At 65.5% G+C, this 19,386-nt stretch carries 15 protein-coding genes and 2 pseudogenes; 13 read left to right on the top strand and 4 right to left on the bottom strand.

All coding sequences use genetic code 11. The annotated features are described in order from the left end of the window. Window positions 1-2: 2 nt before the first annotated feature. The 4 genes and pseudogenes from ON44_RS11495 to ON44_RS52425 form a co-directional block, all read left to right on the top strand. Entirely contained in the window at window positions 3-1,133 is a 1,131-nt protein-coding gene (locus ON44_RS11495; RefSeq protein WP_040688962.1) for a 3-oxoacyl-[acyl-carrier-protein] synthase III C-terminal domain-containing protein, read from the top strand. A gap of 21 nt (window positions 1,134-1,154) precedes the next feature. After that, window positions 1,155-6,011 carry a type I polyketide synthase gene (locus ON44_RS11500; protein ID WP_157187105.1) on the top strand — a complete coding sequence of 1,619 codons (4,857 nt, stop codon included), beginning with the start codon at window positions 1,155-1,157 and terminating at the stop codon, window positions 6,009-6,011. A 473-nt stretch (window positions 6,012-6,484) separates the two neighbouring features. Then, window positions 6,485-6,631, top strand: a pseudogene (locus ON44_RS53960) (transposase); the annotation flags it as partial. Between the two features lie 57 nt (window positions 6,632-6,688). Then, window positions 6,689-6,886: pseudogene (locus ON44_RS52425) on the top strand (DDE-type integrase/transposase/recombinase); the annotation flags it as partial. Here ON44_RS52425 and ON44_RS53730 read toward each other — a convergent pair. Further along, entirely contained in the window at window positions 6,881-7,888 is a 1,008-nt protein-coding gene (locus ON44_RS53730; protein WP_306306477.1) for a tyrosine-type recombinase/integrase, read from the bottom strand. The pseudogene ON44_RS52425 and the gene ON44_RS53730 overlap by 6 nt on opposite strands. A gap of 433 nt (window positions 7,889-8,321) precedes the next feature. Between ON44_RS53730 and ON44_RS11515 the strand changes: the two genes are divergently transcribed. The 3 genes from ON44_RS11515 to ON44_RS11525 all read left to right on the top strand — a co-directional run bounded on the left by ON44_RS11515 (window position 8,322) and on the right by ON44_RS11525 (window position 11,176). Further along, a complete protein-coding gene (locus ON44_RS11515) occupies window positions 8,322-9,185 on the top strand; it encodes an ABC transporter substrate-binding protein (protein WP_040688966.1) in 864 nt (287 codons plus the stop codon). 3 nt (window positions 9,186-9,188) lie between these two features. Beyond that, window positions 9,189-10,151, top strand: coding sequence for an amino acid ABC transporter permease (locus ON44_RS11520; protein WP_083897807.1), 963 nt, complete (start codon window positions 9,189-9,191; stop codon window positions 10,149-10,151). 227 nt (window positions 10,152-10,378) lie between these two features. Then, entirely contained in the window at window positions 10,379-11,176 is a 798-nt protein-coding gene (locus ON44_RS11525) for an amino acid ABC transporter ATP-binding protein (protein ID WP_040688968.1), read from the top strand. A 3-nt stretch (window positions 11,177-11,179) separates the two neighbouring features. On the opposite strand, the gene ON44_RS11530 is transcribed toward ON44_RS11525, so the two are convergent. Beyond that, window positions 11,180-12,070 (bottom strand): LysR family transcriptional regulator, encoded by an 891-nt coding sequence (locus ON44_RS11530; protein ID WP_040688970.1) that lies wholly within the window; start codon window positions 12,068-12,070, stop codon window positions 11,180-11,182. A 71-nt stretch (window positions 12,071-12,141) separates the two neighbouring features. On the opposite strand from ON44_RS11530, the gene ON44_RS11535 reads away from it, so the two are divergent. The 3 genes from ON44_RS11535 to ON44_RS50105 all read left to right on the top strand — a co-directional run bounded on the left by ON44_RS11535 (window position 12,142) and on the right by ON44_RS50105 (window position 14,723). Then, entirely contained in the window at window positions 12,142-13,506 is a 1,365-nt protein-coding gene (locus tag ON44_RS11535; RefSeq protein WP_040688972.1) for an FAD-binding oxidoreductase, read from the top strand. Between the two features lie 153 nt (window positions 13,507-13,659). Then, window positions 13,660-14,544, top strand: coding sequence for an SPFH domain-containing protein (locus ON44_RS11540; protein WP_040688975.1), 885 nt, complete (start codon window positions 13,660-13,662; stop codon window positions 14,542-14,544). 8 nt (window positions 14,545-14,552) lie between these two features. Further along, on the top strand, window positions 14,553-14,723 hold the full coding sequence (locus ON44_RS50105; RefSeq protein ID WP_157187107.1) for a type II toxin-antitoxin system antitoxin: 171 nt from the start codon (window positions 14,553-14,555) through the stop codon (window positions 14,721-14,723). Between the two features lie 78 nt (window positions 14,724-14,801). Here the strand turns inward: ON44_RS50105 and ON44_RS11545 are convergent, their stop codons facing one another. Continuing rightward, on the bottom strand, window positions 14,802-15,698 hold the full coding sequence (locus ON44_RS11545) for an SDR family NAD(P)-dependent oxidoreductase (protein ID WP_040688976.1): 897 nt from the start codon (window positions 15,696-15,698) through the stop codon (window positions 14,802-14,804). Window positions 15,699-15,741: 43 nt separating this feature from the next. Between ON44_RS11545 and ON44_RS11550 the strand changes: the two genes are divergently transcribed. After that, window positions 15,742-16,320, top strand: coding sequence for a TetR/AcrR family transcriptional regulator (locus ON44_RS11550; RefSeq protein WP_051181900.1), 579 nt, complete (start codon window positions 15,742-15,744; stop codon window positions 16,318-16,320). 43 nt (window positions 16,321-16,363) lie between these two features. After that, window positions 16,364-16,612 (top strand): hypothetical protein, encoded by a 249-nt coding sequence (locus ON44_RS11555; protein ID WP_040689125.1) that lies wholly within the window; start codon window positions 16,364-16,366, stop codon window positions 16,610-16,612. A 31-nt stretch (window positions 16,613-16,643) separates the two neighbouring features. Here ON44_RS11555 and ON44_RS11560 read toward each other — a convergent pair whose 3' ends face one another. Next, window positions 16,644-17,498 (bottom strand): class I SAM-dependent methyltransferase, encoded by an 855-nt coding sequence (locus tag ON44_RS11560; protein WP_040688977.1) that lies wholly within the window; start codon window positions 17,496-17,498, stop codon window positions 16,644-16,646. Between the two features lie 292 nt (window positions 17,499-17,790). On the opposite strand from ON44_RS11560, the gene rpsA reads away from it, so the two are divergent. Next, on the top strand, window positions 17,791-19,260 hold the full coding sequence (gene rpsA / locus ON44_RS11565) for a 30S ribosomal protein S1 (RefSeq protein WP_040689126.1): 1,470 nt from the start codon (window positions 17,791-17,793) through the stop codon (window positions 19,258-19,260). Window positions 19,261-19,386: the final 126 nt, after the last annotated feature.

Raw genomic sequence — 19,386 nt, forward strand, 5'->3', positions numbered from 1 at the left:
ACATGCCTAGCACCGTGAATCCACATCTGCTCGGCGTCGCCGCCGAGTTGCCGCGTGCGGCGCATTCGACCGAGGAGCTGCTCGACGCCGGGCAGGGCCATCTGTCCGACCGGCTGACCGATATGTTGCGCAATCTCGGTGTCGAGAACCGGTATTCGATCCTGACCAACTATCCGGAGGTGTTGTTCGAGGGCGCCGAACCGGAATTGGGTATCGCCGTGGTCGATCTCGCGGTTCGAGCGGCCCGGACGTGCATCGCCAAGGCGGGCATTGCGGTGGATTCGATCGGCTTGGTGCTCGGTGTGTCCAGCAGCCCAGGCCGCTTGGTGCCGAGCCTGGTGTGCGATATGTTCGCGCGGATGCCGGAACTGCCCAGAACGGCCCAGAATCTGAGCATCGAATACATGGGCTGTTCCGCGATGGCGAAAGCTGTCGACACCGCGCGGTGGTATCTGAGCTGCAATCCCGGCAAGCGAGTACTTGTCTGCTTCGCGGAGGCGACCACGCCGCTTTCACCGCCGCTGCCGGGCTTCTACCGACACTTCCTGGAAGTGAGCCCGGATCAGCGGCAGCAGTCGGTGAATGTCCTGCACGGCTTCCTGTTCGCCGATGCGGCGGTCGCGATGGTCCTCGGAGCCGAGGGCGACGGACCTTCCTTCGGACCCGTCGCCAATCTGACGAACGAACTCGCCGAAGATGCCGAACTCGGCACCGTCCCCGACGGCGGTTCGGATATTCCGGTGGTATCGGGTCGACGGGCCTACACGCTGAGCCCACTCGTCACACCGCGCGGAGCCTACTATGCCCGCGAAACCGTCCGGATGGCGCTGAAGGACGACTCCTGCCGACTGGCCGCGCCCGCCGACGCCTCGGTACTACTCGTGCACACCGGCAGCGTGCGCATCCTGAACGCGCTGTGCCACGAATTCGGTGTCGAACCCGGTGACGACAAGGTCATCTCGTCCTATCGGGTATTGCGCGACTACGGGAATACGCTCGGCTGTTCGGTGCCCTTGATGCTGACCGAGCCGGTGCGGCGGCCGGCCGGGCAGGGCCTACTCGTCGCCTTCGGCCTGAGTTTCGGCTGCGGCGTCTTCACCATGTCCGTCCCCGCCGACGGGTGGACTCCGTAGCGGCTCGTCTCGGGAGTGCTCATGTCCCACACACTTGTTTCTCTGTTCGAGGACGCTGCCACGGCCGGTGGTGACGAATCGGCGGTGTACGCGGATGGCGGTTGGCGGTCCTGGGCGCAGTGGCGGTCGCAAGCGCACGCGCTGGCTCGCGGACTGCAGGATCTCGGCATCGGGAAAGGCGATGTCGTCGCGGTACACCTGCCCAATGGCTGGGAGTTCCTGATCGTGCATATCGCGGTCGGGATCACCGGGGCGACAGTGCTACCGCTGCATATGGGTTTGGGGACGCACGAGGTGCACACGTTGGTCACCCGGACCCGCGCGAGCGTGGTCGTGGTAACCGCGGAGGGCCACCGTGCGCTACGGAAACCACCGCGCGGCGACTTTCGGCCACCGAAGCACGTCCTGGTGGTCGGCGACGACGTCGACGAGTCGGCCATGGTGCGGTCGTACCACGATGTGTTGCAACGCTGGTCGGGCGTCGATCCGATTCCGGTGCCGGTGGCACCGGCGGATTCGTTCCTGCTGGCCCCCTCGTCCGGTACTACATCGAGCCGCCCCAAGATTTGCGTGCACACCCACGCGAGCCTGATCGGGAACGCGATCGCGGTCGCGACCGACGCGGCGGCCGAGGGCAGCGACACGATCGTCAGCGCCAGCCTGTTCACGCACCTGTACGGTCTGCTGTCGGTGCACCTGAGTCTGGTCACCCGCGGCCGTCAGGCGGTGCTGGCGGACTGGGATGTAGCCGAATTCCTCCGCGTGGCACAGGAATCGGAAGCGACGGTGCTGTTCGCGGTGCCCGCCCAGATACGCGACATACTGTCCCGGCCGGATTTACCCGGCGCCACGGAAACCGGCACCGCGGGGCTACTACTGCGCGAGATTCGCGCCAGCGGTGCGGCCGTGCCCGCGAAGCTCATCGCTGACGCCCACCGCGTGTTGAACGCCCGGGTGGTCGTCCAATGGGGCATGTCCGAACTGGGTGCGGGCCTGTTCACGCGGCCCGGTGATCCGCCGGAGACCGCGGCCACCAGTATCGGACGGCCGGTGTCCGGCGGGCGGGCGCGGGTGGTCACAGAGCATGGAAGGTCCTGTGGCACAGGCGAAATAGGTGAACTACAGTTCCACAGCCCGTATCGCTGCATCGAGTACTTCGAGGATCCGGAACTGACCGCGGCCGCGTGGACGACGGACGGATGGTTGCGCACCGGCGACCGCGCCAGCGTGAATGCCGATGGCACGATCGCCTTCCGCGGCCGGGATGTCGAGGTGATCAATGTCGGCGGGGTGAAATTCGCCGCGACCGAGGTGGAAACGCTGCTCGACGAGCTGGCGTCACTGGATCGCGTCGCCATCGTCGGTCGCCCCGACGAACGCCTTGGCGAGTATCCGTGTGCGCTCGTCACCCCGCGACCGGGTGCCGCAATCACCTTGGACGAGATCGTCGCGCATCTGACCGCACATGGGTTGGCGGACTACAAGATCCCGATCGAACTGATCGTGTTGGAGCAGATGCCGGTGACACCCACCGGCAAGATCGCGCGCGGCAGGCTGGTCGGACTGCTCGATCGCGGTGGAGCACCGAAGGACTCACCATGGGTGCGCCAGCTGCGGGCGCTGTCGCACCCGCAACGGCGACAGCGGGTGCTGGATCTGGTGTGCGACACGGTCCGTACGCTGGTCCAGGCAACTGCCCCGATCGGACCCGACCAGGTCTTCACCGACTACGGACTGACCTCCTCGACGGCGGTTCGCCTGCGCGCCGAACTATCCGAAATCACCGGACTCGACCTGCCCACGACCATCGCATACGACCTGCCGACCGCGAACCTCATCGCCGACCGCATCGGCGAGCTGACCGGCGATGCGGTGTCTCCTCCCCAACCGACCGCACCGGTTCGATCACGACCCGAACACGATCCGGTCGTGGTCGTGGGAATCGGATGTCGGTTGCCCGGCGGTGTCTCGTCCCCGGACCAGTTCTGGGAGCTGCTGGCCGATGGTCGCGAAACCATCGGGGACTTCCCCACCGACCGCGGGTGGAGCGCCGACCCCGACGCCACCTATGCGCGACGTGGCAGCTTCCTCGACGCCGCCGCATTCGATCCCGAGTTCTTCGGGATCGCACCGCGTGCGGCCGTCACGATGGATCCCCAGCAGCGGTTGTTGCTCGAAACTACTTGGGAGGCACTCGAACACGCGCGGATCGACCCGACCGCACTGCGTGACAGCGATACCGGAGTGTTCGTGGGGATCATGGCCTCCGACTACGTACCGCGCTCCTATGCTGCGGTCAAGGCTCTCGACGCCGCAGCCATGACGGGTAACGCCGCCGGTGTCGCGTCCGGCCGGATCTCCTATGTGCTCGGACTGCGCGGTCCCGCCCTCACCGTGGACACAGCGTGTTCGTCATCGCTCGTTGCACTGCATCTCGCAGTCCGATCGCTGCGCTACGGCGAGTGCACGCGGGCAATCGTCGGGGGTGCGACCGTACTGTCCACCCCCGCCACCTTTGTGGAGTTCGCCAAGCAGAACGGTCTCGCGGCCGATGGGCGCTGCAAGCCTTTCTCAGCCTCCGCCGACGGCACTGGATGGGGTGAGGGTGTGGGCGTGCTCGTGCTGGAACGCCTGTCGGATGCACGGCGCTCGGGCCGACGCATCCTCGGTATCGTGCGGGGCACCGCGATCAACTCCGATGGCACGTCGAATGGGCTGACCGCACCGAACGGCCTGGCGCAACAGCGGCTGATTCGGCAGGCGCTCGACGACGCCGGACTCGAACCGTCCGATGTGGATGTGCTGGAGGCACACGGCACCGGGACCACACTCGGCGATCCGATCGAAGCCAATGCCCTGCTCGCTACCTACGGACGCGATCGCCGCCACCCATTGCTGCTCGGCTCGGTGAAATCGAATATCGGGCATACCCAGGCCGCTGCGGGTGTGCTGGGGACGATCAAGATGCTGCTGGCTCTGCGGCACGGTTGTGTGCCGCCGACCTTGCACGTGGACGAACCGTCCCCACACGTCGACTGGACAACCGGAACCGTGCGTCCGGTAACCACCGCGACAGCATGGCCGGACCACGGAAAACCTCGGCGCGCAGGTGTTTCGGCATTCGGGATCAGTGGCACCAACGCACACGTGATCCTCGAACAAGCTCCGCCGGACACCGAACTGCCCACGCCCCGGATCGGCACCGCCGTGCTACCGCTGGTGCTCTCGGCCGCTACCGAGAAGGCGCTGGCAGCACAGGCGAAACAGTTGGTAACGGTGCTGGACGCGGGAGCCGATCCGATCGATGTGGGCTATTCTGCAGCGACCACCCGGACACGACTCATGCATCGGGCAGTCGTATTCGGTGCCGACCGAAGTGATCTGACGGCACTGGCGTCGGGGACCTCCGGCTACGCCGTGACCGGTCGGGCCGATCTGCCGGGCCGAACCGTTTTCGTATTCCCCGGCCACGGCGCGCAGTGGGCGGGTATGGCCGCGGCCCTGCTCGAATCTTCCCCTGCCTTTGCCGCATCGATGTCCGAATGCGAAACGGTGCTGAGCGAATTTGCCGATTGGTCGTTACTTGCGGCAGTCGAAGACGAATCAGCCCTGCGACGAACTGAAGTCGCGCAACCGGTGCTGTTCGCGGTGACGGTGTCGTTGGCGCGACTGTGGCAGTCCTACGGTGTGCATCCCGATGCGGTCGTGGGACATTCGTTCGGCGAAATCGCCGCGGCGCACGTCGCCGGTGTGCTGTCGTTACGCGACGCCGTGCGGGCGGTGGTCCGCCGCGGTGCGCTGTGCGCCGGACTCGGTGGACGCATGGTGTCGGTCGAATCGGCGTCCGAGGAAGTAGCGCAACGGATCTCACGACGCGACGGGATGAGTATCGCGGCCCACAACAGCCCTGACACGACCGTTGTGGCCGGCGACGACGACGCGATCACGGCCCTGATGGAGGAATACCGCGATGCGGGCATTGCGGCCCACCTGGTGCGGATTCCGTTCGCATCACATTCGGCCCATGTCGAGTCCGTCCGCGACCAACTGCTGGCCGAACTCGCCGACATGCGCCCGCAGCCCGCGCGAATCCCCTGGTACTCCACTGTAACCGGGGCAGCGATGGCCGGTCCCGACGCCGATGCCGGATATTGGTACGACAACTTGCGGCAGCCGGTGCGGTTCGCGGCAACCATCGAGGCGATGGCGGAGTCGGGGTTCGGCTTCTTCGTCGAATCTGGACCGCATCCGGTACTGACTCCTGCGATAACCGCGACCATCGGCGCCGCAGGACTCGCGCTGCCGACCATACAACGACGCCGCGGCGGCATAGAACAGTTCGCGAACTCACTGGCGCGCGGATTCGTGCGCGGGCTATCGGTCGACTGGGCCCAATCGTTCGCGGGTTCGGGCGCGCAGCAGATCGACCTACCGACCTATCCTTTCCAACATCGCCGCTTTTGGCTCGACCAGATAACTCTGCCGAACTACCCGCACTCGTTCGGCACACCACAAGTCCAGCACTCGATCATCGAAACATCTTCTACCGCAACATTATCCGCAGCTATAGCGCCGAATGCCCTGCACACACAACTACATCAACTCGACCCGGTCGACCAACACCGGCTGGTCGAGGACCTCATCCTGGCCCATGCCGCAGGCCTGCTCGGATACCACGGCCCGGACGCCATCGCCGGGGACCGCACCTTCCTCGAAATCGGATTCGACTCACTGACTGCGCTGGAACTCCATGACGCCTTGAACAAGCTCACCGGCCTACAGTTGCCACCCGTCGCCGCCTTCGACGCCGAAACCCCAACGACCCTCGCACAACGAGTGCTCGATGAGCTACGCGAGCAACCACGAGTTTTCAACTGACTCTTCCGCCTCCGGTGGTTGTTGCCCAGCAGGCCAAGCGAGGGTCCCGGCATCAAGTACGGGGCCGCGCGCATCGTTGAGGGTGTTCGGGAGTCGAATCCCGTTGGGCGGGGCCGTTATACGTCACGCAGTCGGGGCGGCGGCTATCAGCGTGGTCTGATCCCGCGGTGGACCAAGCTGCCGTGGATTCCGACCGAGTCGCAGTGGTTGGAGCTGCTCGGATGAGTGCCGGGATATCGGCTAGGTCCATCCGCAAGGATCGTGACTTTCGTTCAACTTGGATCAGTGGCCATCCTGCTGCTTGATCGGCAGGCTCGATCAGGACCAGGGGTCCTGGACGCTGTCCGGCAAACATTCGGTGGGGCTCAACTGCGCAATGCCCCCGTGTCAGAGGGAGCGCTCGTGCACGCGATTGGACCGTCCCCGGTTCGGGTGGACACGGGGTCGATGTCGCCCGGTAGTGCGGGAGTTTGGTGTTGGGTTCGACGCGGCGTAATTTCACCGAGGAGGACAAGGCTCAGGCGGTAGCGTTCGTTCTGGGTGAGGGGCGGCCGGTGGCCGAGGTGGCACGCGATATTGGCTGTCACGAGATGACGTTGCGGAAATGGGTGAAGAGGGCGAAGGAGTCCGGAGCCGAGGATGGTTCCAGGGATAAGTCGTTGACCGACTCGGAGCGGGCCGTGAAAACCTGGGCCGGGTGGGCATATCTGGCCACCGTGATCGACCTGCACGACCGGGCGGTCATCGGCTGGGCGATCGCTGACCACATGCGCACCGGCCTGGTCACCGATGCTCTCGACATGGCCCTGGCACGGCGCCGGCCGCCGGCAGGAGTGATATTTCACAGCGACTGCGGCAGCCAGTACACGTCAAAGGGGCTCGGTGACGGCGCGCGTTGCCCTGTCATCGTCGTGAGGAGGCGCGAGGGGATGGGGCTCGCCGGTGAGTGCGGCGAGCGCCGATGCGACTTCTTCGATGGATGCTCGGACGTTGGTGAGGGTGGTGCCGTCGTAGCCGCTGGGTGTGGCGTGCGCGGCGTAGGCGCGGGCGATTGCGTAGCCGAAGTTGCGTTCGACCCAGGTGAGTGTGGTGTGTCGTCGCCAGTGGGGGTTATTTGTTGTGTTGCGACCCAGGGGGTGGCGTCCGATGCGATTCCAGAGGTGGTCGTAGCGGCGGCGGGTGATCGGGCGACCATGTCGGTATCGCAGCAGTTGCTGGCCTGGATCGGGGCCGCGTTCACTGTGTTCGATCAATCGGGCCATGACGGTGGGGGATACCGGCTGCCAGTGCAGGGTTCCGCCCTTGCCGAACAGTCGGATCAAGCATTGTTCGGGGTCGAGGTCTTCTGTGCGGAGGTTGAGGGCGCTTCCGGTGCGGCAGGCGGTTTCGAGGTGGAGTCGCAGAATGAGGGTGTCGAGTTCCGGGTCGTCTCCGGTGGTTTCGGCAACGTGGTTGATTTGTGTGAGTTGGCGGGTGGAGAGCGCGCGACGCGTGCTCGGCAGCCGTGTGGGCATGTCCATGTCGGTTGCGGGGCGGCGACGACGGACCGGGCGACCGCCACGTTTGGATCGCAACAGTGGTTCGTCTGGGGCGACGGCCTGAGCACTCGCCCTTTGAGGGCGGTGAACAGCGGTGCGGTCAGCTCGTCTGTGAGTGGTCGGGGGAGTACGAGCAGCGTTTCGCTGGGTAGGTGGGCGGCCAGGAGGACGCGATGCCCGGCGCCGATGCGGAGCGCACGGCGGATCGCCGCCGGGCAGATGCAAGCTGCCCTGGTTGTCGATCCGGGCGTGTTCACCGGGGCAGGTGACCACGACGAAGCCCACGCGCAGCCGGATTCGCACCCGCATGCCGGGGGACCAGCTCAGGGTGCGGAACATGACTGCGTCGCTGATCCGGCCTTTGACATCGACGGAGCCGACGCCGTAGAGGGTTGTGTTCGCTGGCAGTTCGCTAACCGATGCTAACGGCAATGCGGCGGGACGCGGTGTGCTTCGCGTGGAACCAGGTTCTCTACTGTCTGCGCGGCTCGGCGGGATCAGTGGTCGCACTGTGTCAGAAGACACGGCTGTCGGCCTCTGCCAGCGCTATCGATCAGCGAACTAGGCGGTAGGGTGTTCCGGCGGCGTACCGACACCTGGGCAGTAGTGAGTTCGCAACGAGTTCGCGTCACTGTTTCGTTACTGTCCAGCACGAAACGCCACGATCGCTTAGATTGCCAAACGGGTGGTGACACCCGGGTTTCTCGAATCCGAAATGTGGAGGGCTGCTGTGTCTGTTCGATCGGTTCTTGGCAGGCGCGCCCTGCAAGCGATGTGCGTCCTCGCCGGTGGTGCACTGGTGTTGACGGGCTGTAGTAACTCCGAGGACGACTCGCCCGCGGTGGCGAAGGTACAGGGTATCGACAAGTTCGACACGGCAGCCGGGCTGCTACCGGACAAGATCAAGCAGTCGGGCAAGCTTGTCGTCGGAGTCAATATTCCCTATCAGCCCAACGAGTACAAGGACCCGAGCGGCAAGATCGTCGGCTTCGATGTCGACGTGATGGACGCGGTCGCCGCGACCCTCGGCCTCAAGGCCGAATACCTCGAATCCTCCTTCGAGAAGATCATTCCCGCGATCCAGGCGGGCACCTACGACGTCGGCATGTCCTCCATCACCGACTCGAAGGAACGCGAACAGAGCGTCGACTTCACCACCTACTTCAACGCGGGCAGCCAGTGGGCGCAACAGTCGGGTAAGCCGATCGACCCGGATAACGCCTGCGGTAAGCGGGTCGCGGTGCAGGCCACCACGGTTCAGGACACCGACGAGATCCCGGCCCGCAGCAAGAAGTGCGAGGCGGAGGGCAAGCCCGCCATCGATAAGAAGCCGTTCGACGAGCAGAGCGCGGCGACCAACGCCCTGATGCTCGGCCAGGTCGACGCGATGTCGGCGGATTCGCCGGTGACCGCGTACGCGATCAAGAAGAGCGACGGCAAGATCGAGGCGGCCGGTAAGGTCTTCGATTCCGCGCCCTACGGTTGGGCCATTCCCAAGGGTTCGGCGCTCGGCAAGGCGCTGCAGGCCGCCGTCCAGCACCTGATCGACAACGGTAAGTACCTGGAGATCACCAAGAACTGGGGTGTACAGGAAGGCGCGATCACCAAGTCGGTCATCAACGGCGCCGAGAGCTGATCGATGTCGTCATCCGAAACCACGTCGGCGCCCGGCGACAACACCGGGCCCGGCGGGCCGATCGACGCGGCAGAACCGGAGCCGATCAAGGCCGTTCCACTACGCAGGCCGGGGCGCTGGATCGCCGCGGCGATCATCCTCGCCCTGCTCGGGTTGTTCATCTACGGCGCGGCCACCAACCCCGCGTACGGATGGGGGACCTATCGAAAGTACTTGTTCGACAGCCGGATTGCCTCCGGCGCGGTGGTCACCCTCGAGTTGACCGTGCTCGCGATGGCGATCGCTGTCGCGCTCGGCACCTTGCTCGCGGTGATGCGCCTTTCGCCGAATCCGGTGCTGCGCTCGACGGCCTGGGTGTATCTCTGGATCTTCCGTGGCACGCCGGTTTTCGTGCAGTTGGTGTTCTGGGGTCTGTTCCCGTCGCTGTACAAGTCGATCCAGTTCGGGGTGCCGTTCGGGCCCGAATTCGTGCAGATCGACGTGCAGGGCCTACAGGCCGCGTTCACCTTCGCGGTAATCGGCCTCGGCCTCAACGAGGCCGCGTATATGGCCGAAATCGTTCGTGCCGGAATCAATTCCGTCGGTGAGGGACAGCGCGAGGCCTCGACGGCGCTGGGCATGTCGTGGTCGCAGACGATGCGCAGGACCGTTTTGCCGCAGGCGATGCGGGTGATCATCCCGCCGACCGGCAATGAGCTGATCGGCATGCTGAAGACCACTTCGCTGGTCACCGCGATTCCGTTGAGTACCGACCTGTACGGCCGGGCCCGCGATATCTACGGCGTGAACTTCCAGCCGATTCCATTGCTATTGGTCACCGCCACTTGGTATCTCGCGGTCACCAGCGTGCTGATGATCGGGCAGTTCTACCTGGAGCGCTACTACTCGCGGGGCGCCTCGCGGCAGCTGACCGCCAAGCAGCTGCAGGAACTGGCCGACGCGCAGACGATTGTGAAGGCGAAATGAGTGAGCGAACAATGGACGCAGCCGCTTTCGCGGTCATGCCGGAGCCGAGCGCCAGCGAGGCGCAGGCATGAGTGAGCGTAGCGAGCGAACAATGGACGCAGCCGCTTTCGCGGTCATGCCGGAGCCGAGCGCCAGCGAGGCGCAGGCATGAGTGAGCGTAGCGAGCGAACAATGGACACAGCCGCTTTCGCGGTCATGCCGGAGCCGAGCGCCAGCGAGGCGCAGGCATGAGCGCGACTTTGGACAAGGGAGAGCCGACCGACACCCAGCCGATGATTTTCGCGGATCGGGTGTGCAAGAACTTCGGTGCGCTGCAGGTGCTCAAGGGCATTTCGCTCGAGGTCGGGCGTGGCGATGTGCTGTGCCTGATCGGGCCGTCGGGTTCGGGTAAATCGACCTTCCTGCGCTGTATCAACCACCTCGAGCAGGTGAATGCGGGTCGGCTCTATGTCGACGGCGATCTCATCGGCTATCGCGAAAAGGGCGGCAAACTCTACGAATTGCACCCGCGTGATGCGGCCAAGCAGCGTCGCGATATCGGCATGGTGTTCCAGCATTTCAACCTGTTCCCGCATCGGACGGCGCTGGAGAACATTGTCGAGGCGCCCATCCAGGTGAAGGGCATCCGCAAGGCGGACGCCGTGGCGCGCGCGCACGAGTTGCTGGACCGAGTAGGCATGGGGGACAAGGCGAATGCCTATCCGGCCCAGCTCTCCGGCGGCCAGCAGCAGCGCGTCGCGATCGCCCGTGCGCTGGCGATGGATCCCAAGCTGATGCTCTTCGACGAGCCGACCTCGGCGCTGGATCCGGAATTGGTCGGCGAGGTGCTCGGGGTCATGCGCGAACTCGCTGCCGACGGTATGACGATGGTGGTCGTGACACACGAAATGGGTTTCGCCCGTGAGGTTGCCGACCAACTGGTGTTCATGGACGGCGGTGTGGTCGTGGAGGCGGGTAATCCGCGCGAGGTGCTCGCCGATCCGAAACACGAACGCACCAAGACGTTCCTGTCGCGGCTGCTGTAGCAATCAGCGGCCGCCCAGGCCGATACGGAGTTGTCCGAGTAGGACTTTCGCGGCCGGACTGCCCGGGCGATCGCGCCGCCACGCCAGCGCGAGTTGTCCATGCAGTTCCGGTTCGGTGATCGGCAGCACCCGCACGCCGAATGCCGCGGCCTCCTCGGCGGTGAGTGCGGGCACTACCGCGATGCCGAGGCCCCGGGCGGCGAGTCGGAGCAACAGCGGAGGCGCGGCGGCCTCGAATGCGATATCGGGTTCGAATCCCGCTGCGGCGCAGGCTCGATCGAAGACACCCCGGATGCCGGTGCCGCGCGGTAGACAGATCAGCGGGTGCTCACGCAACTGTTCGAGCGTAATCGAGGCACGCTTACCGCCCAGCGCGACCGCCGCGACCACCGGCGTATCGAGCACAACATCTATGCCGATATCGGCGCCGATCTCCGCACCGGTCAATCCGACCAGGGCGATATCCAGCTCACCGCTGCGCACCGCCGCGAGCATCCGTTCGGAGGTGTCCTCGGTCAGGCTGATGCCGACCTGTGGGTGGTCGTCGTGAAAATCCGCGAGCACCGAGGAGATATCGAATTCCTCGTCGCCCGCGCCGGAAATACAGCCGACGCGGACGTGTCCGCGCAGCAATCCGGTGAATTCGTCCACCGTCGAGGTAATCCGCTCGGTCGCCGCCAGCGCGGCCCTGGCATGCGGTAGTACTGCCGCGCCCACCTCGGTCAAGGTCACCGAGCGGCCGCCCCGATCCAGAAGCTGTTGTCCCAGTTCATGTTCGAGCTGGCGGATCTGCGCGCTGAGTCCGGGCTGGGCCAGGTGCAAACGGGCGGCGGCGCGGGTGAAGTTGGCCTCCTCGACCACGGTTACGAAGTAGCGGAGTTGCCGTAGTTCCATAACTGATAATTATAGTTGCCAGCAGAACTATCTGTTGTACTTCTGACGTGAAGCGCGGCATCGTCTAAGGCATGGGAAACACCGCAGAGATCATCGACACCTTCACCGGCCCCGTCTTCCGCCCCGGCGATAGCGGATACGACGAAGAGATCGCCGGCTTCCAGGCCGCGTACCAGCACCACCCCGCACTGGTCGTCGGCGCGGTGCACGCCGAGGATGTGCGGGGTGCGGTGGAATACGCCGCGCGCCACGGACTTCCGGTCGCGGTGCAGGCCACCGGGCACGGACTCTCGGTCGCGGCCGACGGCGGCGTGCTGATCAGCACCCGCCGGATGACCGATATCCGGATCGACCCACAGACGCGCACCGCTCGCGTCGGCGCCGGAGTGCGGGCGGGCGCGCTGGTCGAGGCCGCCGCACCATACGGGCTGGCGCCACTGAACGGCTCCTCGCCGTCGGTTGGGGTTGTCGGCTACAGCCTCGGCGGCGGATTGGGCCTGCTGGCCCGGCAATTCGGTTATGCCGCCGAACATGTGCGCGTCATCGAGATCGTCACGGCGGACGGTCGGGTCCGCACGCTGACCCCCGGCGACGAACTCTTCGGCGCGGTGCTCGGCGGCGGCGGCAACTTCGGCGTGGTGACCGCGCTGGAATTGGGACTCGCGCCGGTCGCCACCGTCTACGGCGGCCAGTTGGTCTTCGATACCCCACTGGTCGAGCAGGCCCTGGAAGCCTGGAAAGACTGGACCGCAACGCTGCCCGACGAGGTGACCTCGACGGTGACCGTCATGACCTTCCCGCCCATTCCGCAGATTCCGGAACCGCTGCGCGGTCGCTATGTCGCATCGATCCGGATCGCTTACAACGGATCCGCAGCGGACGGCGAGCGCCTGGTCGCGCCGTTGCGCGCGGTCGGGGATCGTTTGAAGGACGATCTGCGGGTCATGCCGTACACCGAATCACACACCATCCACAGCGATCCCGACCACCCGCATGCCTATGCCGCCACCAACGCCTTGCTCGGTGAACTCACCGGAGAAACGTTGTCGGCCTTGCGCACTGCCACCGGCCCCGAATCGCCGATCCACGCGGTGGTCGATATCCGGCACCTCGGGGGTGCGCTGGGCAGGCGTGGTCCCGCGAAAATTGCCGTGGACAACCGGGATGCCGAGTACATCGTTCGCGTCATCACCATGCCCGGACCCGATGCGGGTGACGCCGCGCCCGAGGACCATGCGGTGGTCCGCGCGGCACTGGCACCGTGGACCGTCGGCCACAGCCTGAACTTCCTCTACGGCGCGGGCGCCGCCGCCGACGAGGCGCAGACCAGAGGTGGCTACGCGCCGGACACCTACGCGCACCTGAGCGTGCTGAAGGCAAAGTACGACCCCCGCAACATGTTCCGCTTCAACCGCAACATCACACCCGCGAATTGACGCGCCGGCCCACATGGGCCACGGCTGCGCCGACCGAAGCCCCGCACGGATCCGCATCCGTGCGGGGCTTCGGCATGACGCGCGAAAGCGGAAGTGCGCGGCATCCGCATCGGTGCTATCTTCGTGATATCACTTTGATACTCGGAGGATGTCATGAAGCTTCGGTCGGCGTTCCACGTCAACGGCTTTCTCGTGCTGGTGTCGTGGTTTGTCCTCACGTTCCTGATCGGTGGCGGCGCCATCGCCGGATACGCCGTGGCCGCGCACAACGACAATGTGCCCGCCTTGGTCGGCGCGATCATCGCGACCGTGGTCGTGGTCGTGCTCCTGCTGCTGGTCACCGGGCTCACCGTGGTGAATCCCAACGAGGCCAAGGTCGTTCAGTTCTTCGGCCGCTACATCGGCTCGCTGAGCGAACCCGGCTTCTACTCCGTGGTGCCGCTCGCCGACCGGCGCAGCATCTCGCTGAAGGTGCGCAACTTCGAAACGCAGAAGCTCAAGGTCAACGATGCGGACGGCAATCCGGTGGAGATCGCCGCCGTCGTGGTCTACCGGGTGGTCGACAGCTTCAAGGCCGCTTTCTCGGTCGACGACTACGAGGAGTACGTCGAGACCCAATCCGAGGCGGCGGTGCGGCATCTGGCCACCACCCACCCCTATGACGCGCACGACCAGAACACCACCAGCCTGCGCGACGGTGTCGAGGTGGCCGAGGAATTGACCATCGAATTGCGCGACCGCACCGATCTGGCGGGTATCGAGGTCATCGAGGCCAGGATCACCCATCTCGCCTACGCGCCGGAGATCGCCCAGGCCATGCTCGTGCGGCAGCAGGCGGCCCAAGTCGTCGCCGCGCGCACCCGCATTGTCGAGGGTGCGGTGGGTATGGTCGGGCTGGCGCTGGACCGGCTCGCCGAACAAGGCGTCGTCGAACTCGACGAGGAACGCAAGGCCGCCATGGTGTCCAACCTGCTGGTCGTCCTCTGTGGTGACCGCGCCACCCAACCCGTCGTCAACACCGGCTCGCTCTACTCCTGAGTCGCCTCATGGCCGAGCGCAAGAAGATCCTGCTACGCCTGGACCCGGCGATACACGAGGCCATTGCCCAATGGGCCGCCGACGATCTGCGCAGTATCAATGCTCAGATCGAGTACGCACTGCGCCTCGCGCTCAAACAAGCGGGTCGCGGCCCGAAGGCGAAACCCGCCGAGGAGTAGCGCGAAATGAGCTCTGCCGCAACGATGTCGAACGCCCACGGGTGTTCGGCATCGTCGGTATTCGCATCCGACGATGCGTCAGTGCGCGAGCTCGCCGAGGAGTTCGAGACTGTCGGTGTACAGCGCACGTTGCGCATCCCGGTCATAGGACGCCTTCGACGACGGTTTCGTGGTGCGGCCGACGAAGTGCCTGCCGGTTATCTCGTCGAGCGACGGATCGGTGACCAGCCACGCGAGATCCTCTCCGGATCGGCGCGGCGTATTCACGCCGGGCAATAACACCAGACCCCGAGCGACCGTGCGCCACAACAGTTGTGCCGCCGCCCCGGCGTCTCTGGCGAGTCCGGTGCCCGGCATCAATCCCGGATCGAAGGCATTCACCGTGATGCTGCGCGCCTCGAACTGTCGCGCCAATTCGTAGGTGGTCTGCAGATTCGCCAATTTCGACGTGCTGTAGCGGCGGCGGCCGTCGCGCTGTGCGGATTCGGTCGGCTCGGGCGGGTAGGCGAGGTCGCGGACATTCGTATCCAGCGGATCGGGCATGCCGGTGAACTGATCCGGATTATGCGTGCCCGAGGTGACGAAGACGATGCGCGCGGGCGCGGTCAGGTCGTCCAGTAGCGCTTGGACCAGTGCGACGTGGCCGAGGTGGTTGACACCGAAGGTGGCTTCGACGCCGTCTTCGGTGTAGCTGCGGCGGGTGAACTGCAGCCCGGCATTGCACACCAGCGCGCGCAACGGCGGTAGTCCGCTTCCGCGGAATTCGTCGGCGAAATGGGCGACCGAGGCGAGTGCGCCGAGGTCGAGTGTTGCTGCCCGCGCACCGATGGCGGCGGCTTCGGTCTGGGCCCGGTCGGCGTCGCGCCCGGTCACGACGACCGTCCACCGCGGATCGGCGGCGAGCACTCTCGCGCATTCGCGGCCGAGTCCACTCGTGCCGCCAGTGATCACAACAGTTCTGTCACTTGTTGTCATATGGCAGAGTCTGCCATATGGCGCGCTGTGCGACAATATTCCGATGTCATTGCGGGACCGGAAGAAGGAGCGGACCAGGCGGGCGATCGCCGATGCCGCGCTGCGATTGTTCGTCGAGCGCGGGTACGACGCGGTGACCGTCGCGGATATCGCCGCCGAGGCCGAGGTGGGGACACGCACCCTGCACCGCTACTACGCGAGCAAGGACGAATTGCTGTTCGCCGAGGACGACGAGCATCGCGCGGAGCTGGCTCGGCTATTGGCCGACCGTCCGGCCGCCGAATCCCCGGAGGAAACCATGGCAGCGGTCATCGGCCCGTTGGTCGCCCGCTTCGCCGACCGCATTGCCGACGCGCGCGCCCGCGATGCGCTGATCGCGGCCAACCCGGCCCTGCAGGCTCGTGAGCTGGCCAAACGAAATGCCGTGGAATCCCTTGTCGCCGAACACCTTGCGCGCCGATTGGGCGTAGCGACGGGCGCCGATGTGCGGCCGCTGCTGTGGGCCAAAGTCGGCATGGCATGTTTCTTCGCGGGCTACGAGATCTGGCTGCACACCGGCGGCGACCTCGGTTCGCACATCGGCGATGCGCGCACCGCATTGCTCGATGAATTTCGTTCGTGAACCGGCGCTTCGGGCGATGCCGAGGCCGCATCAGCGTGATCTGGTGCCGATTTCGTTCGACACCAATGGATTACAGCAGCTCGACAGCAACGCGTGGCGGGATCCCGCCACGGGCGACATTGTCCAGTCGAGTTACTTCGATCTGGTACCAGATCTGCCCGCGCCACTGACGGATCTGGCTACGCTGCGCCGCAGGCTCGCCGAGATGCATGCCGAAAGCGGTTGTCTCATCGAGGCTTTCGTCGTCGGTATCGATTCGCAACCCGCGCTGCTGCGGCCGCAGAGGATGTGACTGCCGGATCAGCCCACGGCGTTCTGAGAAATCAGGCGCCGGCCGGTTTGTGGGTGACGAAGATGGCGGTGCCGGGGAACAACTCACCCCGCAGCGGACTCCACTGTCCCCATTCCCGGTCGAGCCACTCCGGCCAGTCCGGTTCCACGATGTCGTCGAGCAGCAGCCCCGCGGCGACGATCTCGCGCACGCGATCCCCGATGGTGCGGTGGTGTTCGACGTAGGTCGGCGAGCCCTCGCTGTCGACCTCTACATACGGCGTGCGGTCGAAATACGGGATCGAGGCGGTCAGACCGGCGGGTCCGGGGTCGTCCGGAAATATCCAGCGCATCGGATGGTTCACCGAGAACACCCAGCGACCGCCCGGCCGCAACACCCGCGCAACCTCGCGCATCACCAGTTCGGAGTCCGCGACGAACGGGACCGCGCCGAAGGATGAACACGCCAGATCGAAGGATTCGTCGGCGAATGGCAATGCCTCCGCCCCTGCCTGCACCAATGGCACCCGCGGTCCGCCGCGCGTCATCGCGGCGAGTCCGCGCGTGAGCATCCCCATGGACAGGTCGAGCCCGACCGGCTGCGCCCCCTGCCCGGCCAACCAGCGCGAACAGGGTGCGGATCCGCATCCGATCTCCAGGATCCGCTTGCCCGCGACCTCGCCGAGGAAATGCATATCGCCCTCGTGCAAGCCCTCCGGGCACCAGATGAATTCGCCCTCGGGGGAGTCGACGCCGAGAAAGTCGGCGTGGGTTTCGTGATACTGGTCGGCATCGGCGTCCCACCAGCGCCGACTGGCCTGCTGACTGGCGGCCGAGCCGATTCTGGTCCGCGCGGTCGCGGTGGTCCCGAGCAGTGCATTTGCCTGCGCATGGCGATCTTCCGACACGCCGTCAGACTATCCCGGCGTGGCATCGGGACCGGTTTGCCCGGCCGGACCAAGGTCGCGTACGCTGAACGCGCGAGTGTCTTGGGTACTGCCCGTACCGGTGTCACTGCAGTAACAATCTGCGGGGGCAACTGTACAGAAAGTAACGTCAACACCCGTGCTGGGTTTCACAAGCGTTTGCGTGCGGTACGTTCATTATGTCCGTCACGTCGCGTCATCGCGGTGAGATCGCAGCGTACCGAAAGTTCCAATGTCCGCAACCGACCACAATCCGTCCGGAGCAAACCGACACATGCCCACCACCGTCACCTCGCCGCAGGTAGCCGTCAACGATATCGGCTCCGCCGAGGACTTCCTCGCCGCCATCGACGCCACGATCAAGTACTTCAACGACGGCGACATCGTCGAAGGAACCATCGTCAAGGTCGATCGCGACGAGGTCCTGCTCGACATCGGTTACAAGACCGAAGGCGTCATCCCCTCTCGCGAACTCTCCATCAAGCACGATGTCGACCCCAATGAGGTCGTTTCCGTGGGCGATGAGGTCGAGGCTCTTGTTCTCACCAAGGAGGACAAGGAAGGCCGCCTGATCCTGTCGAAGAAGCGGGCGCAGTACGAGCGGGCGTGGGGCACCATCGAGGAGCTCAAGGAGAAGGACGAGGCCGTCAAGGGCACCGTCATCGAGGTCGTCAAGGGCGGTCTGATCCTGGACATCGGTCTGCGCGGCTTCCTCCCGGCCTCCCTGGTCGAGATGCGCCGGGTCCGCGACCTCCAGCCGTACGTCGGCAAGGAGATCGAGGCCAAGATCATCGAGCTGGACAAGAACCGCAACAATGTGGTCCTGTCCCGCCGCGCCTGGCTCGAGCAGACCCAGTCCGAGGTCCGCAGCGAGTTCCTGCACCAGCTGCAGAAGGGCCAGGTCCGCAAGGGTGTGGTCTCCTCGATCGTCAACTTCGGCGCGTTCGTCGATCTCGGTGGCGTCGACGGTCTGGTGCACGTCTCCGAGCTGTCCTGGAAGCACATCGACCACCCGTCCGAGGTTGTCGAGGTCGGCAACGAGGTCACCGTCGAGGTCCTCGACGTCGATCTGGACCGCGAGCGGGTTTCGCTGTCGCTCAAGGCGACCCAGGAAGACCCGTGGCGTCAGTTCGCCCGTACTCACGCGATCGGCCAGATCGTGCCGGGCAAGGTCACCAAGCTGGTTCCGTTCGGTGCGTTCGTGCGCGTCGAAGAGGGCATCGAGGGCCTGGTGCACATCTCCGAGCTGGCCGAGCGCCACGTGGAGGTCCCGGACCAGGTTGTCGCGGTCGGCGACGACGCGATGGTCAAGGTCATCGACATCGACCTGGAGCGTCGCCGCATCTCGCTGTCGCTGAAGCAGGCGAACGAGGACTACCACGCCGAGTTCGACCCGTCGAAGTACGGCATGGCCGACAGCTACGACGACCAGGGCAACTACATCTTCCCCGAGGGCTTCGACCCCGACACCAACGAGTGGCTCGAGGGCTTCGACAAGCAGCGCGAAGAGTGGGAAGGCCGCTACGCCGAGGCGGAGCGTCGCCACAAGATGCACACCGCGCAGATGGAGAAGATGGCGGCCGACGCCGCGGCCGAGGCCGCGAACGGCGGCGGCGCGTCGGGCAACTACTCCTCCGAGAGTGGTTCGCAGGCGTCCTCCGGCCAGGCCGAGCCCGCCGGCGGTTCGCTCGCCAGCGACGCCCAGCTCGCGGCCCTGCGTGAGAAGCTCTCCGGCAATGCCTGATTCGTAGAGCAGTAGCGAAGGCCCCGGTCCGATTCGGACCGGGGCCTTCGTGTTACTCCCAGAGCTTTCCGCGGGGTGTCGAGGATTCGCCGATGTTGTTGCGAGCCTCGGTGTCGAGGGCGTGGG

Origin of the sequence: Nocardia vinacea NBRC 16497, assembly GCF_000308835.1 — a bacterium.
Taxonomy (GTDB): Bacteria; Actinomycetota; Actinomycetes; order Mycobacteriales; family Mycobacteriaceae; genus Nocardia; species Nocardia vinacea.

What these genes read in the sequence shown, in the direction of transcription:
- ON44_RS11545 (WP_040688976.1), bottom strand. Translation starts at nt 15,698, where the DNA reads ATGACAACAAGTGACAGAACTGTTGTGATCACTGGCGGCACGAGTGGA.
- ON44_RS11540 (WP_040688975.1), top strand. Translation starts at nt 13,660, where the DNA reads ATGAAGCTTCGGTCGGCGTTCCACGTCAACGGCTTTCTCGTGCTGGTG.
- ON44_RS50105 (WP_157187107.1), top strand. Translation starts at nt 14,553, where the DNA reads ATGGCCGAGCGCAAGAAGATCCTGCTACGCCTGGACCCGGCGATACAC.
- ON44_RS11495 (WP_040688962.1), top strand. Translation starts at nt 3, where the DNA reads ATGCCTAGCACCGTGAATCCACATCTGCTCGGCGTCGCCGCCGAGTTG.
- rpsA (WP_040689126.1), top strand. Translation starts at nt 17,791, where the DNA reads ATGCCCACCACCGTCACCTCGCCGCAGGTAGCCGTCAACGATATCGGC.
- ON44_RS53730 (WP_306306477.1), bottom strand. Translation starts at nt 7,888, where the DNA reads ATGTTCCGCACCCTGAGCTGGTCCCCCGGCATGCGGGTGCGAATCCGG.
- ON44_RS11530 (WP_040688970.1), bottom strand. Translation starts at nt 12,070, where the DNA reads ATGGAACTACGGCAACTCCGCTACTTCGTAACCGTGGTCGAGGAGGCC.
- ON44_RS11550 (WP_051181900.1), top strand. Translation starts at nt 15,742, where the DNA reads ATGTCATTGCGGGACCGGAAGAAGGAGCGGACCAGGCGGGCGATCGCC.
- ON44_RS11520 (WP_083897807.1), top strand. Translation starts at nt 9,189, where the DNA reads ATGTCGTCATCCGAAACCACGTCGGCGCCCGGCGACAACACCGGGCCC.
- ON44_RS11525 (WP_040688968.1), top strand. Translation starts at nt 10,379, where the DNA reads ATGAGCGCGACTTTGGACAAGGGAGAGCCGACCGACACCCAGCCGATG.
- ON44_RS11515 (WP_040688966.1), top strand. Translation starts at nt 8,322, where the DNA reads ATGTGCGTCCTCGCCGGTGGTGCACTGGTGTTGACGGGCTGTAGTAAC.
- ON44_RS11500 (WP_157187105.1), top strand. Translation starts at nt 1,155, where the DNA reads ATGTCCCACACACTTGTTTCTCTGTTCGAGGACGCTGCCACGGCCGGT.
- ON44_RS11535 (WP_040688972.1), top strand. Translation starts at nt 12,142, where the DNA reads ATGGGAAACACCGCAGAGATCATCGACACCTTCACCGGCCCCGTCTTC.